Source organism: Psychrobacter fozii, assembly GCF_003217155.1.
Taxonomy (GTDB): Bacteria; Pseudomonadota; Gammaproteobacteria; order Pseudomonadales; family Moraxellaceae; genus Psychrobacter; species Psychrobacter fozii.
Window position 1 is genome coordinate 140,353 of record NZ_QJSU01000005.1, and the last position, 15,251, is coordinate 155,603.

12 protein-coding genes are annotated in these 15,251 nt (G+C 38.8%); 1 reads left to right on the top strand and 11 read right to left on the bottom strand.

The window, feature by feature from the left end; all coding sequences use genetic code 11:
- Nucleotides 1–155: 155 nt before the first annotated feature.
- The 3 genes from DFP82_RS08055 to epmB all read right to left on the bottom strand — a co-directional run bounded on the left by DFP82_RS08055 (nt 156) and on the right by epmB (nt 5,579).
- Complete coding sequence (locus tag DFP82_RS08055) at nt 156–2,243, bottom strand: EAL domain-containing protein (RefSeq protein WP_110923219.1); 2,088 nt, start codon at nt 2,241–2,243, stop codon at nt 156–158.
- Between the two features lie 354 nt (nt 2,244–2,597).
- Complete coding sequence (locus DFP82_RS08060; RefSeq protein WP_110923220.1) at nt 2,598–4,355, bottom strand: SH3 domain-containing protein; 1,758 nt, start codon at nt 4,353–4,355, stop codon at nt 2,598–2,600.
- 216 nt (nt 4,356–4,571) lie between these two features.
- Nucleotides 4,572–5,579: an EF-P beta-lysylation protein EpmB gene (epmB, locus tag DFP82_RS08065; RefSeq protein WP_110923221.1), complete on the bottom strand. Its 1,008-nt coding sequence runs from the start codon at nt 5,577–5,579 to the stop codon at nt 4,572–4,574.
- A 169-nt stretch (nt 5,580–5,748) separates the two neighbouring features.
- Here epmB and efp point away from each other — a divergent pair, with 169 nt between their 5' ends.
- Complete coding sequence (efp, locus tag DFP82_RS08070; RefSeq protein ID WP_110923222.1) at nt 5,749–6,321, top strand: elongation factor P; 573 nt, start codon at nt 5,749–5,751, stop codon at nt 6,319–6,321.
- Nucleotides 6,322–6,468: 147 nt separating this feature from the next.
- Here the strand turns inward: efp and DFP82_RS08075 are convergent, their stop codons facing one another.
- From DFP82_RS08075 to ssb, 8 genes are all read right to left on the bottom strand, one after another.
- Nucleotides 6,469–8,286, bottom strand: coding sequence for a GAF domain-containing hybrid sensor histidine kinase/response regulator (locus DFP82_RS08075; protein WP_245905680.1), 1,818 nt, complete (start codon nt 8,284–8,286; stop codon nt 6,469–6,471).
- A gap of 21 nt (nt 8,287–8,307) precedes the next feature.
- Entirely contained in the window at nt 8,308–9,186 is an 879-nt protein-coding gene (locus DFP82_RS08080) for a tRNA threonylcarbamoyladenosine dehydratase (protein WP_110923224.1), read from the bottom strand.
- A gap of 117 nt (nt 9,187–9,303) precedes the next feature.
- The gene (locus DFP82_RS08085) at nt 9,304–10,245 is read right to left on the bottom strand and encodes a TatD family hydrolase (protein ID WP_110923225.1); all 942 of its coding nucleotides are present in this window, start codon (nt 10,243–10,245) and stop codon (nt 9,304–9,306) included.
- Nucleotides 10,246–11,134: 889 nt separating this feature from the next.
- The gene (locus tag DFP82_RS08090) at nt 11,135–11,458 is read right to left on the bottom strand and encodes an H-NS histone family protein (RefSeq protein ID WP_110923226.1); all 324 of its coding nucleotides are present in this window, start codon (nt 11,456–11,458) and stop codon (nt 11,135–11,137) included.
- A 436-nt stretch (nt 11,459–11,894) separates the two neighbouring features.
- On the bottom strand, nt 11,895–12,332 hold the full coding sequence (locus tag DFP82_RS08095; RefSeq protein WP_110923227.1) for a BLUF domain-containing protein: 438 nt from the start codon (nt 12,330–12,332) through the stop codon (nt 11,895–11,897).
- Between the two features lie 53 nt (nt 12,333–12,385).
- Complete coding sequence (locus DFP82_RS08100; RefSeq protein ID WP_227687382.1) at nt 12,386–12,904, bottom strand: BLUF domain-containing protein; 519 nt, start codon at nt 12,902–12,904, stop codon at nt 12,386–12,388.
- A 107-nt stretch (nt 12,905–13,011) separates the two neighbouring features.
- The gene (locus tag DFP82_RS08105) at nt 13,012–13,656 is read right to left on the bottom strand and encodes a hypothetical protein (protein ID WP_110923228.1); all 645 of its coding nucleotides are present in this window, start codon (nt 13,654–13,656) and stop codon (nt 13,012–13,014) included.
- An 828-nt stretch (nt 13,657–14,484) separates the two neighbouring features.
- The gene (gene ssb / locus DFP82_RS08110; protein ID WP_110923229.1) at nt 14,485–15,117 is read right to left on the bottom strand and encodes a single-stranded DNA-binding protein; all 633 of its coding nucleotides are present in this window, start codon (nt 15,115–15,117) and stop codon (nt 14,485–14,487) included.
- Nucleotides 15,118–15,251: the final 134 nt, after the last annotated feature.

Here is a 15,251-nt window from a genome sequence, read left to right on the forward strand (position 1 = left end):
GAACGACATATATAATGAGACCATGTTAAGAAACACAGAGTACTATTAATTGCCACGTATACATAGCTGCTTATAGAAATACAGTACTATTTATGAGAGATATACTTATAAATAATACTTGAATGACGGATATGAAGAAAAATATTATGTAGTGCTTAGGTCGCAACTTTCATTATTTTTCTAGGCTCTTCCAAATAATAGCCTTGCAGGTAGCGTGCACCTACGCTCCAAGCGACAGACATGGTCGCGGCATCTTCAATATAAGGCATCAGCACATCAACGTTGACTTCGTTAGTACGTATGATGAGTGATTTGACCGTTTCCAAATTTTCTGCCGAATCAATATCTTCTACGTAGCTACGCGGTAGACGTACCATATCTGGCTGCACAAAACTGGCAATTTCTATGGATTTGGCAGAAGAGCCAAAGTTATTAATACCCATCTGACAACCGGCTTGACTAAGCGCTGCAAACTGAGTCTTCGCGACCGTCAAATGATCTGCAATGTCTTTTTCATTAAACTGTAAGGTAAGCACGCCTGCTGCACCGCCCACGGCTTTTATCAGCTGGCTAGCCACGCTAGACAGTTTTTTATCTATTAATGAAGCACTCGTCAATTGCACTAGCAGCTTAGCTTCAGGATGTGTTTTACGTACATCGTTTACTTTTCTACAGGCATTAATCAATACCCAGCGATCCATCTTTTCGAGCAGCTTATGTTTTTTGGCGACTGCCATAAACTGGTCAGGTGTCAGCACTGTGTTCTCAGCATCTGACAATGGCAGGCGTAAATATACTTCAAAGAAGTCGCTGCGATCGTTATTAATATCATATATTGGCTGGAATGTTAGCTCAAAACGATTATTGGTAATAGCCTCAATTAATGATTCAGCCAGCGCATGATCATCACTATTAGCATGTTCACTTGGATCGTATAAATGATAAGTGGCCCCGTTATTGGCTGTTTCCATCATAATCTGGTTGATAGCGTCCATCGCACGCTCAAGCAATACGCTTGGCTCTGCTGTATTTTTTTCGATTTTGACGATACCGATACTAACCGTGGTACTGGTCGTGCGTTTATCCACTTCAATGAGCATACCATTAATACGCGAGCCGATTTGCTCAGCCAGCGTTTTAAGCTCTGCTGTTGTTTTGTCTTCTACAAGTATGGTAAAAGCCGTATCACTAAAACGGCTTACATGCCCATCTACTACTAGCTCATCTAACGCATAAGCGACCTGCTTGACAGTTGCATCTAGTCCTTGCAAGCCTAAACTGCTTCGAATCTTACCAATATTATCGAGTTGGACATATAACAATCCTGCCGTCAGCTCTCCTTGGCGGGCTTGCTGATATATTACTGCCATTTTCTCTTCAAAGCCGCGGCGATTGTTAATACCAGTCAGACTGTCCTTACATTCAGCCGCTGCCAAACGTTTGGCCACCTCAGTGCTGTTACTGTTGTTTTGTTGGATGATCACCTGAGTAACTGGCTCACCCTCTAGGGTCGCAGCTGCCAGTTGTAGTTTTGCTTCAAAAGTACTCCCATCCGTCCGTAGACTTTCAAACTTAAACTCTACTTCTTGACGGTTTCCTTTCGCGAATTGACGTAAGAATTGCTTGAAGCCCTTAACGTTATCACCGCCTGCAATCAGATCAATAATAGGCACACCGATGGCATCACTCATCGATGCAAACCCAAAAAGCTGAAGATAAGGGTCATTGGCGAAGATATGGATGCCTTGATCTATGTAAGCCACTGCACTTTTAGAGTTTTTGATTAATACATTGGCACGCTGTTCTGCTTCAGAGAGTACATGACGCAATGTTTTTAGCTCGCGGCGACTACGCAGATTATCATGTTGTAAACAGATAGACATCACAACGGCCATTTCTTCGTCTACTTTAAGCGCCTTGACCATTGTACCGCTAATAATATTGGGCAGCCCTTCATTATTATGGGCGGTCGCTACCATCTCCTCATTTAATAAGCAGATCATAGGTAGGTCAATGTTTTGTTCTTGGACGATACCTACTACATCCGTAAAATTCATATCGTAAGCATTACCAAATACCAAAACATCCCATGGCTGCCGCAGTAATTTTAATAATTCTTCTTTATCATCTAAAAACCCTAAATTCACACTGTCATAATAACAGCCTAATAAGTGCACAAGACGTTCAGCATAGAGCTGATCATCATCGATGACTAATAGATTTAAGATAGATTGAGTACGCATAATAAGCCTTTTAAACTTTGTGATCTTATTTTTATATGTTGCTGTCAATACCCTACATCTGTTCCGGAGATCAACCTAGCACAGAATGCACTATAGGGAATAGGCTTAGCTATCTTTATGATACTGGCATGCTTTTAGGATTAAGATAATATACTTTTTAGCCAAAGATATTTTATAAGAAATAGCAATAATATCGAACATTATAGACAATAATTTTAATGATTGCTGACTAACTTATCATTATCTAACGTGCTGATCTACTTTAATTATTGAAGCCGAAATCAAGTAAACAAAGTCTATTCAATTCTGTATTTACATTACTACTTTTCTATTTTTGACAATCCTTTCAAAAGACTACAACTGCACCACTTCATACTGACTAAATTCATCAGTAATCAGTAGCCGCTTCCCCAAACGTAACAAAGTTTGTTTGGTGTTGATACGCATGATGACCCTGTCATCTGTCTGGAAGTAAGACGTTGGTACTATCAGAGTTCCCGTGGTTTGCAGATGCTCTTCCCGACCAAGGATGAATGCTGGTACAAAATGTTGACTGCGTGTTGCTGTGCCTTCTAAACGCAGACCACAAGCCACTAATTGATGTCCCAATATTTGCCAATCAACCTCTGGATTTTCAATATCAAGGCTCAGCCAGCGCACGACACCAAGTGACCAATCGGGCGGTGTGGTTGTGTCAGCACGACAGACTAACAGAAGACTCATAACATGTAATGGCGGTGGTGCCGTCATAGCGACATCATCGTCAGTAGTCACTGCATCTATACTCTCTTTACCATGGTTTTCTTCTAAACTTTCTTCATCTATCTTGGTTACTTTATCTAATAATTTCAGTGTGCGAAATAGTGATAAATCATCATTACGGTCGAATATTTCATTGGCTAGTATATCGCTATCATTTTGTTTTTTACTAACGGTATCGTAACGAGGTTGATGCTCATCTGGCAATTCATTTTTAGCAATCAAGCTTGCAAAACTTTGTGAATGACCCACGCAGTAATGGATTTTATTAAAACCAGTCACCAAAACAGCCTCTTTTTCTGTATAGCGTTTCGGTGCTACCGATAGTGGCAACTTTAGATAACGATAACGAATCGTCGCTGCTATGTTTTGGAGTAAGTAACTCTCTAATCCTGCATTGCCGTCCCTAACTAATGCTTGGCTACGCGAGTTAAAATACTCAAGCATTGGATCCAACTCTATAAATAAGCAGTGATAGCGATCTTCGTATGGATTGATTATAGAATTGGCAGTGAGATAAGAAGGTGGCTTATTACTTTGTAAATCTACGTATATCCGAGTATCAGTTTGTGGTTCTATCGTCGCAATAATATGCTCAGCCCATACCGGCAACAAACGTTGTACTAGCAAGATATTAGGACGACGCATAGCACGTACATTTAGTAAGCTGTGTAAACAAATTTGACAGTACAAGCGATGTATATTATCCGCACGTTGAACATCAATCACTTTACTTAAATCAATCTCAGTGGCATGATATTGATAGGCAAGATAGTATAGCTGATTGATTTTGGCCCATAAATAAGGAGAGGGTTTTTGATAGCAAAGCGCTTCTGCAAACAGGAGTCTTTGATACATCATCAACGTCTGATAGATAACGATAGCAAGTGTCAGTGATGAAGACTTGTCACCATTGAAATAACGTTGCCAACCATTACTTGCCGTGTATTTATGCTGACTGTTTAATAGCGATATTCTATGCCGTATAACTCTGTCATAGACCATAATGATGAGATAATACAGTGACTTTATCTGATTCACATAACCCAATTGAACGCTATTAAACCCTTTTGGCTCATAAATGCAATGCTGCCGCAATGCAGCAATTAATTTGTCTGAGGCACCTATCACGGTAGCCATTAACTTAAGACGTTGCTGCTCATCTATATTAGCCACGCGCAATACCGTCAGTATCTTTTCTAGTTGCTCAACCTGCTGTACCTGCGTTTGCGAAGGCAAATTTGCCAACAGCTTGAGCAAGTAACTCTCTTGACCATTTGCCGCTCGAATCGATAATGGCGGTAGTGGCTCTGTAGACGATAAATACTCTTGAAACGTCGATAAAGTTATCATCATTTTTCCTAGTAACTCTGAGTAACTTAGTAAAAGGCAACTATCTAGCCATACCACTTATAATAATAAAATAATGCAAAGTAACCACTACTCTCAAAAATTGACAGGATAAGATTTTAGCAGTCATAAAGACATTCAATACCTATTTGTCAGCATGCAAACCTTCAAATAAAACACTCTTTGTTTACTATTTTTTAATACCCTATAGTGCCTACATTAATTTACATTGTAAATGTTAATTGGCACCTTAAAAGGTTTGTTCGGTAGCTCTCTTACTAATTTTGGTACAAGATAGCCTGGTAATGCGGCCAGTAATGACCAGTAAAGCTCGATTGACGACCGCTCGTCTTTATCAAAATGTGCGGCGCCAGCGACCTTGTCTAATACATGCAAGTAATAAGGTAATACACCACATGAGAACAAACGTTGACTTAATTGTGTTTGAGTCTCAACACTATCATTAATACTTTTTAATAAAACCGCTTGATTTAGTAAAGTCACGCCAGCGGACCTCGCACGTTGCAAATATTCTGATGTTAAAGTATCTATCTCATTGGCATGATTGCAGTGAATCACCATGACAATATGACAGCTACTTTGAGACAATCTGGTCAATAACGCATCATCTAGACGCGCTGGAATGACCAATGGTAGGCGAGTATGCAGTCGAATAGTAGTCAGTTGCGGGATCGACTCTAGCGTATCCAACCATGCAAACAAACGCCTATTCGTCACATTCAATGGATCACCACCGCTCAAAATCACCTCATTGACCTCAGGATGCTCAGTAATATAGCTAATGATATTTTTTTTGGCATCGGCCGTTGGCATATTTGCGCTGTAGTCGAAGTGCTGACGAAAGCAATAACGGCAATGAATGGCACAAGCGCCTGTAATGGTCAGCAATACTCTGGACTGATACTTATGAAGCATACCTTTTACTGGGTTTTGTGTATTCTCGTGTAAAGGGTCTGCTACATAGCCTGTCACCTTGATTTGCTCTTGTTGATCTGGCAAGACTTGTTTTAATAAAGGATCGTTACTATCCCCAACGGTCATTTTTGCCACAAAACCCCGTGGTACCCGCAGCTCAAAATGCTTAGGCACATAGACACTGGTACGTAGGGATTCGAGCTGCAAAATACTTAATAGCTCATCAATAGAAGTAATGGCCTCGGATAATTGCGTTTGCCAGTTTTTTTGTGTGATTAAATGGTTTATCATGACAGCCTATTACCTGTACCCAAAAGCCGATATTATACGCTCTTAGAGTGTGCCCTATCAAAGTATACCAACTGCCCGTTCTACACTAGGCTTAATAGCAGGTTTTGTACAGTAAGCCCCAAACCCTTATTATTTATATCATCATATTTACCATCCCTAGGAGTCTCTTGTGGCAAATTTTTCTACTAATGAATTTAAAGCTGGTCTAAAAGTCATGCTAGATGGCAACCCTTGTTCTATTCTTGAGAATGAGTTTGTCAAACCAGGTAAAGGCCAAGCTTTTAACCGCGTCAAACTACGCAATCTTCGTAGCGGTAAAGTGTTAGAACAGACATTTAAATCAGGTGACAGCTTAGAAGCTGCTGATGTGATGGATACTGAAATGAACTATCTGTATAACGATGGCGAGTTTTGGCATTTTATGGATCCAGAAAGTTTTGAGCAGATCCAAGCTGATAAAACAGCGATGGGCGACTCAATACAGTGGCTAAAAGAAAACAGCAATGCATCATGCACCATCACTTTATTCAACGGTGCACCTCTATCAGTAACACCGCCTAACTTCGTTGAGCTACAGATCACTGAAACAGATCCAGGTGTGCGTGGTGATACATCAGGTGGTGGTGGTAAACCAGCTAAGCTAGAGACAGGCGCTGTCGTACGTGTACCTCTATTTGTACAGCAAGGTGAAGTCGTACGTGTCGATACTCGTACCGGTGACTATCAAACTCGTGTTAACTAATAACACGTAAAAATAATAGGCAGTCTATATTATTTTGAGTATGTCATAAAAAAGCTGAATCTCTCATTAAGGGATTCAGCTTTTTTGTACTTATAACAATGAGAGGAAATAACTATGCAACAAGCTCAATAATTATTTCTCATACAGCTACTCTGTTGATTGTTTTTGTATCAGCCAATACTGTACCAATGCATTCAATTGCTCTTGTTTAAATGGCTTAGTGCAATAGTCTTGCATACCAACTTTCAGATATTTTTCGCGTTCACCATCCATCGCATTGGCCGTCAAAGCAATAATAGGTGGTAATGATTGTGAATCATACATTTCATGCAATTTAATGGTCGCCTGCACCCCATCTAAAATAGGCATATGATGGTCCATCAAGATAACATCGTAGCGCTCAGGTGACAGCACAAACGCTTCAATGGCTTGCTGCCCATCAGCGACATGCGTCACAGTATGACCACTATTAGTTAGCGCTTTTTTCGCGATAATCGCATTGACAGTGTCATCTTCAACCAACAGTATATGACCCGCACGTTCTTGCGTCGGCTTCATCATAGTGAAGTCATTTTCTGCTTGCCATTTTTGATAGTGCTCTTCATCAATAGTAGGTAAAGGCAACAAAACAGTAAAAGTAGTGCCAACACCTACTTCGCTACTGACATCAATATGTCCACCCATCAAATCGACCAAAGACTTACAAACTGAAAGTCCAAGACCCGTGCCACCATAGAGACGATGTGTGAATTGATTTGCTTGGTCATAAGCATTAAATATTGCGTCCAACGATTCTTCTTTAATACCAACGCCAGTATCTGTGACTTCAATACATACCGTCATTCCTTTAGGAGGAATAGATTTTATACTCGTATCGTGAACAGTAATTTCATTCGAAGTGCTGTTTGGAATTGCTTGAGAGCGTTGCTCATCTGCTGTACCATGCACGTCAACACCATCACACTGGCAATTAAGTACGTGTTTAACATCAATACTGACTTGACCACCTTCACGGGTGAACTTAATCGCATTATTGACGAGATTCGTAATTATTTGTTTGAGACGTACTGGGTCTCCCTCTATATAGGGCGATAAGGACTCGGTATAATTGTAGTTTAAAACCAATTTTCGCTGATGTGCTTTGACAGAGAAGAGACTGACAACTTCATTACATAATTCAGATAAATTGACCGGAATATGATCAATTGTCATTTTCCCAGATTCAACTTTCGACAAGTCTAAAATGCCATTGATAATGGCCATCAAATGCTCATTGGAAACTTTGATATTATCCACACAATCTTGCTGCTCTTTGCTAAGTTTGGTATCACCTAGCATTTCTACCATACCAATAATACCATTCATCGGTGTACGGATTTCATGACTCATATTGGCCAGAAAACTCGACTTCATCTCATTAGCATGTTTAGCATCACGCTGCTTATCTTGTAGCTGCAAAGCGTCGGCTGCCATCATCGCAAATTGAGCCAATATCTGTAATTGCTCATCGTCGAAATCATGATTAGGCTTTATATCCATCAAGCAAAAAGAGCCTAAATTGTAGCTTTTATTGTCCTCAATGAGGATAATTGGTGCACCAGCATAAAACTGTAAGTAAGGAGCCTCCGTCACCAGTGGACTTTGGCTAAAGCGGCTATCTGCTGTTAAATCTGGCACCACAAAAACCTCATCAGAGAGCACCGTATAATTACAAATAGCGACTTCACGTGTTGTTTGGCATACATCGTCAAGGCCGTAGGCAGATTTTAGATATTGTGTCTCTTCATCCATAAAGCTGATAGTAATGGCGGATACATCAAAAAACCGCTTAGCCAGATTGATTAGGCGCTCAAATGCAGGCTCATTATTATTATTCAGTACTTTATATTTTCTGAGCTTATGGATACGTTCTACTTCATCCGCTGCTACTGGATAGCTGTGTTTGGGTGCGTTAGATATAGACAAAATAGACTCCATTAAATAAGATCAGACGCTCTGTTTGATACCCGTCTGTTTTATTAATAATTGCAAAGCTTCACTCACCATAATCATCGCGACGACTGATGTAACAACAACTGCTGAGCCGTAACCACCACAGTGCAACCCGCCTGTTTGACAGCTTTTATCTACCCGTGGTGGCTCTGTCGAATAAACACATTTAATACCGAACTTTTCTTTTAAAGCACTATTAATGCCTTTTTCATGGCGCAGTTTATTACGTAATTTAGCAAGCAGCGGGTCTTGATAGCTGTCCTTTAAGTCACTCACTTTAATTTGGCTTGGGTCTATTTTGCCACCTGCACCACCTGCACAGACCAGTTTTAGTTTATTAAAACGACAATGCAGCGCAATGGCCAGCTTAGCACTCATGTCATCTAGACAGTCTAGAATAACAATAGGCTTACCTTGGGCAATAGCCGCTTTTGCTTCTTCACGACTGGGTAATAGAGCAGCTACATTTTCTACTGTCAAGAAATCATCAATTAAATTAAGCGTAACTTTTGGATTAATCTCATAAACACGAGTCGCCATTGCCCCAATTTTACTTTGACCGAAAGTACTATCTAATGCAGGTAATTGCCGATTGACATTGGAGGCAACCAAAACATCCAAATCAATCAAAGTAATAGTACCCACTGCCGTCCGAGCCAGAGCTTCGGCTACCCAAGAGCCAACACCCCCTACGCCTATAACATAGACATGGGCAGCAGCGAAAGTGTCAACTGCTGAGGTGCCATAAAGTGTTCGTGTACCTTGAAAACGACGCTCATACTGCTCATCTTCTCCAATCACTTCTTCTATTTCGAAATGTTCAGTGGTGACAAAATCTGCCTCTGTTGGCTCAAATTGTTGTGTTTCATTCATAACAGATTAAATGCTCTTTTAAATTGTTTTATCTATAGGTGCTTCGGTTATTTACTGCTAACTTATTTACTATTATACAAGTTAGCAGTAAATAATAATGGCCTATAATAGGTATAACTATACTGGAGAATAATCCCATGTCTTCTGTAAAGCCTTGCAACTGTTGTGCCACAATTGCTCAGCCAATCTATCTGGCGACACATTGAGCAACTCACTTAAGCTTAATAGTACCCATGGCAAATTAGCTGGTACGTTACGATCATGTGACTGCTTATCAGGCCAACTATTATTATTATCTGACACTTGACACTGGATAGGTGTCATGTCTGGACAATCTGTCTCTATAACCAAACATTCTATGCCATAAGTCTCCACAGCAGCATGAATGGCACGGCGCAGTTTTTTGGCATTTGGGTTGGTGATCTGACCAGTAACACCTAGCTTAAATCCTAACCTCACAAATGCTTTTGCCTCTTGTTCCCCGCCACTGAAACTATGTGCGATACCACCTAACTGGTGTGCATCATAATCGTGTGCCTTCAGTATAGCTAGCGCCTCTGCATGTGCTTTTCGAATATGCAGCATCACTGGCAACTTATGAAGCACTGCTATGTCCAATTGCGCCTTAAAAAACCGTTTTTGTTTGTCAAATACCTCAGGCTCTCTCATAGATTCCGTGAAAGTATCCAATCCAATCTCACCGATTGCTATTGGCCGCTGCTCAGCAATCATATGCGCCATATTTTTTAGATGATCTTCACTGTGCTCTTTAATATAAAAAGGATGTAAGCCTATCGCAGTATGAGTCTCAATCTGTGACAAATTTGCGCTATCGACATCTTTGGCAGTCAACGGTACCAGCTTGTTTAATAGTTGTTCAGTCTTATACATTCTCTCAAAATACTGGTGTGAATACCCCACCAATAAGAGATGACGTACACCGCACTCATAAGCTTGCTGTACTAGCAACTCCCTATCGCTATCAAATACTGGGGCATCAAAATGAGTATGGGTATCGATGAGAGGATAAGTCTTGAGCAACGTCTGTTTAGATATCATATAGTCAATCCTCTATAAATTGGATACGGTGTCAGTCTCGCTTAGTCTACTAATTGTAGTACTTTCACTCGCCTTCCTTGTATCCAGATTATATTGAACCGATTATAAATGGAACTATAGTGGTCATTAATAGACTCCGAGATTAACGTTTTTTAATTGAGCGTTATATCGTTCGGCATTTTATAGATATCATTAATAATTAGAATAACTTATATTAAAAGTATTTAATTTTTAATTTGATCTTTATTTCATTACTTTGCCGTTATTAACATTCTAAATACTATTAATATTACTATCAGATTTTGCATTATTTTTGTTTGAGAGGTCCATATCAGGCTTTTGACTACTACGCCGAGGTAGAAGCAATAAAGCTGTCGGAATAATTCCCAAAGAAATCCATTTTTTTACTTTCTGTCACTTTACCTATCCTATATCTTTGTACTGTTACTTATCCATTTTATCAGCAATTGTTCATAATGGATATTAATTAAAAAGTTATCACTGGCTTAGTATACGTGGATATGATGAGCTCTATGTTTATCTGTGTTATGAATACGCAAGCTAATGTATAGCTCTACTCTCTGAGAACACCGCTGCTACTGTTGGTATTAATTGGGCTAACAAACCATCAACGCCTTAATAGTACTAAAGATATGGCGTGCGGAAGACATAAAAAAGCCAGTAGCTCCTTACCAAATAATGGCAAGAAAGATACTGGCTTTCATCTAATGTAGTCGATTCAATTTAAAAGTACTACTAGGTAACCGAGTGTAGATGTATGTTAAATACTTCAAGTGGGGTTAACGCAGTAATACTTTCATAATGGAATAACTATAATCAGCGATATCGCTATCAAACTTAATAAGAAAACTTATTAGTTAATACAACATTAAATAGCAAAATCTTCGATATCACGACCTGCTGCTAATGCTTCAACCAACCATGTAGGCTTGCGACCACGACCAGTCCAAGTTTCTTCGTTGTTGTCAGTATTGCGGTATTTAATACTGCGTTTCTTCTCTAGGGTTTCACCCGCTTTCAAAATTTCTTCGATAGAGGCATGGCTTTCTTCTGCAATTTTTTCGAACTTCACATAAGCATCATATAGACGCTGATGTTGTTTTTTAGCAATAAGCTGCTGAGCATTTTCAGTAATAGCTCGTAGCTCGTCGACGTTTAGATTATCTAAATCAATTGCGTTATTTTTGCTCATAGTAAATCCAACTGTAAAATAAAAGGTACAACCTTAATAGAGATTATATTCTCCATTAAGAACCGAGATGACTTATTCATTATTCGATAAAGTCATAAGTAGATATTCTTTGTAATAAAAATATGGTTAGCCAATATATCTATGGGCGGAGACAATATAAACAAAAAGCAATGCTATCACAACCGCAAACTATCAGATCTTATATATCAAAAGTCAACGGATAGTAAAATTTGGTAAATGGGCAAAGTTTGAAGATTCAAATATTCGTTTATAAATCAATATTTGTTTATATATTTTACCGAATAACCACTCATAAAGTGCACTTCAAAGCTAACAGAATGCATATTTAATAAACATAAATCCATATATTGATATAGATTTTTAGTTTTGAAAATTATTTTTATATTTGTAATATTAAAATAAAAAATCTATTCAATTAGTCGCGCTGGTCACTAAGCTCATTCATCAATTCACGGGCTGATTCAGCGCTTAATAAGTACGGATTAAAATCAACAGTGGTAGAGTATTTTAAATAAATCGCAGCGTTTTTTTCAGTCGGTGTGGCATAGTTCATAGACCATTTGGACCATGTTCTATACTTTAATTCACGTGTTTCAATAATTTGTAAATCATAATGGCGTTGATCAGCGATTAAGCTATACAGTAGACGATTAATTTGCGCTCTCGGACCTTCTACCGTTTGCAAAAAATAATCTTTATTAAATGTCAGCATGCCAGTGATACCGTTGGCGGCATTATTCACCTGTGCTTGCTTCAATATTTCATTGAAATCTTTAGCTGACACGCCTGGATTGGCACGGCTCGCATATGTCATGCTCATTAAAATGGGCGCATCTTCCATTATTGATGTCATATCGTATCTCTTATAATAAAGTTATAGGGTCTGATAGCTTCTCTAAACATCAATCAACTCAAAGAAAACCAAGATTTCTTCTTTTTAGAAGCATCGATTTCTTCTTGCTCTTGAAGTTCTGATAACGTATCAATCAGCATCATAATTTGATTGGTATTCATCAAATACGGATTAAACTGATTGCCTGTCGAAAACTTGAGTGCCAGCCCCTTGTTTTCATCACTTGGGATTAAATATTTCATTGACCACTTACTCCAATGACGCTGCTCAACTTCACGGCACTCGATAACTTGCAGTGCATAATGTCGATCGTCTTCGACTAACTTTCTAAGCAGCTCATTGATAACAGGTCTCGCCCCTTCAATACTTTGCAAAAAGTAATTGTGGTTAAACACCAAAGCACCCGTAATACCATTACGCTCATTATTTTGCTGCGCTTGGGTGAGAATACGTGTCACTTCACCAGTAGGGTTGTCACTGTTATAACGGCTAATATAAGTCAAACGTAAAATAACATGCTCACCATGACGCATTTTTAGACGATCTAATTCCGATAGCTCAGCTGATTCCACAAGAAACTCCAATTAGTTTGCTAGATTTTTCAACAATGACAGCACCGTTATTTTTCATAACTAAATATTTGTCATATCCATTTTTTACTACATAAATACCGTCAACATTAACGTTGAATTCTTTTGATAAAATCATTCATACCACGTGCTAAATTACCACTATCCGTATTCTGTATTTCTTTTGCCAAGATCAATAATTGCGTACTACTACCACATTGCTCTAAACTTAATAAATAACCCCAGGCTTCTACAGGCGGTGCATTCTTTTCAATATAGGTAGCTAAATCAGATTTTATCGTTTCATAGCTAGCACTAGATGGCTTAGTTTTGAACATACTACTGATTGATTTTTTTTCTGACTCTTTTACGTTAATGGTGCTTTTATTATTGAACGTATTATTGAACTCTACTTCAGACTTCTCATCAAAGACAGGTACGGCTGGTTGAGACTGAGTAGTGACAGGTACGGCTGTCGTCGTCTGAGCAGGCGTGGGCACTTCTGTCTCAGCACTGCCAGCCACTGCTATTTCAATACACTCAAGGCTCAAAAGCAGCTCAAATAGCGGTGTAATACCACCAAACTCAGCAAACATCTTGCTACTGTCGAGTGTATTAAGATAGCTCTGATACGTGCGTCTGCCATCAATCATAATGAGTAATGTTCTGGCTTCTCGCGGCAATACACCGAGACTCTGAGATTTAATCTCTTCTCTACCTAAATCACTTTTTCGAAACACATCACCATAATTCATTATGTATACTCAATACTAGCAGTGAGGTGGGCATTCTTATTTTAAAATGCCGACCAAGTAAGTTTTTATGTTTTAAACCATTAAATGGCCAAACCCTGACTTTTCATTTGCTAATAAAAATCACTTTAAACGAAAGCCGAACGTTTAATATCGTATAAATCATTGATTCAAGTGGATTATATCAACCTGTCCAATAGACTGTTAGCATTAATTTGATTTAATAGAACAGACGGTTGATATAGGATATGAAAGGTAGTTTTTATCATTTTCAACATATAAATTGACGAAATAATAAGCGAAATAAACCTTATAAATTTAATTATTCTAACCAATACCTATTCGATTATTAACCTTTTTGAATACTCAACAACCAATTATTGAATTTTTATTATTTTGAGAATTAGAGTTTTTAATACCATTAGTATAATCAGAAACAGACAAACGTTTTATTTCATTTAGTAATTAGCACTTACAGTTGATTCGATTTAAAAGTATATTCAATTTAATATAACTTGGACACAAGGAGGTCGAGTGAAAGTGCTACAAATAGTAGACTAAGCGAGACTGAAACTGTATCCAGTTTATAGAGGATTGACTCTGCTGCAAAGCAACCGAGTCTAGATAGATATTCAATACTTCGAGCGACGTTAACGCAGCAACATTTTTATAGTGGAATGACTATATATAGATAAAGACAGTCTAATTAACTCCCATATGGCTTTTAGCAATATGATAAAACGACTTTTTCAAATTATTTATCGTCACATACAAAAAACCCCGCTATTAACGGGGTTTCTAACTCTCTTTACACTTTGACTCTTATAAGATTTAGAACGGGATATCGTCGTCTACAGGGCCGTCTGGCATTGCCGTAGGCTTAGATTGAGCAGGTTTCTGCGCAGGTTGATTAAACTGGTTTTGCTGGGTAGGTGCTTGATTGTTATTGAAGCTGTTCTGACCACCACTAGCTTGATTGTAGCCACCCTGTTGAGCTGGCTGATTGTTACCTTGCTGACCGAAGTTGTTTTGGTTGCTTTGACCACCTTGATTGCTATAGCCCTGATTTGAGCCACCGCCCTGACCTTGATTCTGACCACCAAAGCTATCCCCACCTTGACCACCACCAGTTGCACCATCTAGCATTTGCATTTGCTCAGCGCGAATCTCGGTGATATAACGGTCTTGACCATTGGGATCTTGATATTTACGTGTGCGCAAGCTGCCTTCAATATAAACTTTGCTGCCTTTACGCAGGTATTGTGCCGCAATTTCACCTAAACGGTTAAAGAGTGCAATACGATGCCATTCAGTGGCTTCTCTTTTTTCACCGCTTTGTTTGTCTGTCCATTGTTCTGATGTCGCAACCGAGATATTGGTCACGCCGCCACCATTACTAAATTGACGTGCCTCAGGGTCTGCTCCAAGGTTACCGATGATGATAACTTTATTAACTCCGCGCATGATACTGTCCTTTTGCTTATGAATAATTTGATGAATCTTTCTAATTTTTCGTTAATAGTATCGATTAATACTATTAGTATTATGATTTTACTTTAACCAATTTTGGTTTAAATATCTACAGACTATCTACTAAA

Coding starts and splice junctions, on each gene's coding strand:
- DFP82_RS08085 (WP_110923225.1), bottom strand. CDS start 10,245: ATGATATCTAAACAGACGTTGCTCAAGACTTATCCTCTCATCGATACC.
- ssb (WP_110923229.1), bottom strand. CDS start 15,117: ATGCGCGGAGTTAATAAAGTTATCATCATCGGTAACCTTGGAGCAGAC.
- epmB (WP_110923221.1), bottom strand. CDS start 5,579: ATGATAAACCATTTAATCACACAAAAAAACTGGCAAACGCAATTATCC.
- DFP82_RS08095 (WP_110923227.1), bottom strand. CDS start 12,332: ATGACATCAATAATGGAAGATGCGCCCATTTTAATGAGCATGACATAT.
- DFP82_RS08080 (WP_110923224.1), bottom strand. CDS start 9,186: ATGAATGAAACACAACAATTTGAGCCAACAGAGGCAGATTTTGTCACC.
- DFP82_RS08105 (WP_110923228.1), bottom strand. CDS start 13,656: ATGAATTATGGTGATGTGTTTCGAAAAAGTGATTTAGGTAGAGAAGAG.
- DFP82_RS08090 (WP_110923226.1), bottom strand. CDS start 11,458: ATGAGCAAAAATAACGCAATTGATTTAGATAATCTAAACGTCGACGAG.
- DFP82_RS08060 (WP_110923220.1), bottom strand. CDS start 4,355: ATGATAACTTTATCGACGTTTCAAGAGTATTTATCGTCTACAGAGCCA.
- DFP82_RS08055 (WP_110923219.1), bottom strand. CDS start 2,243: ATGCGTACTCAATCTATCTTAAATCTATTAGTCATCGATGATGATCAG.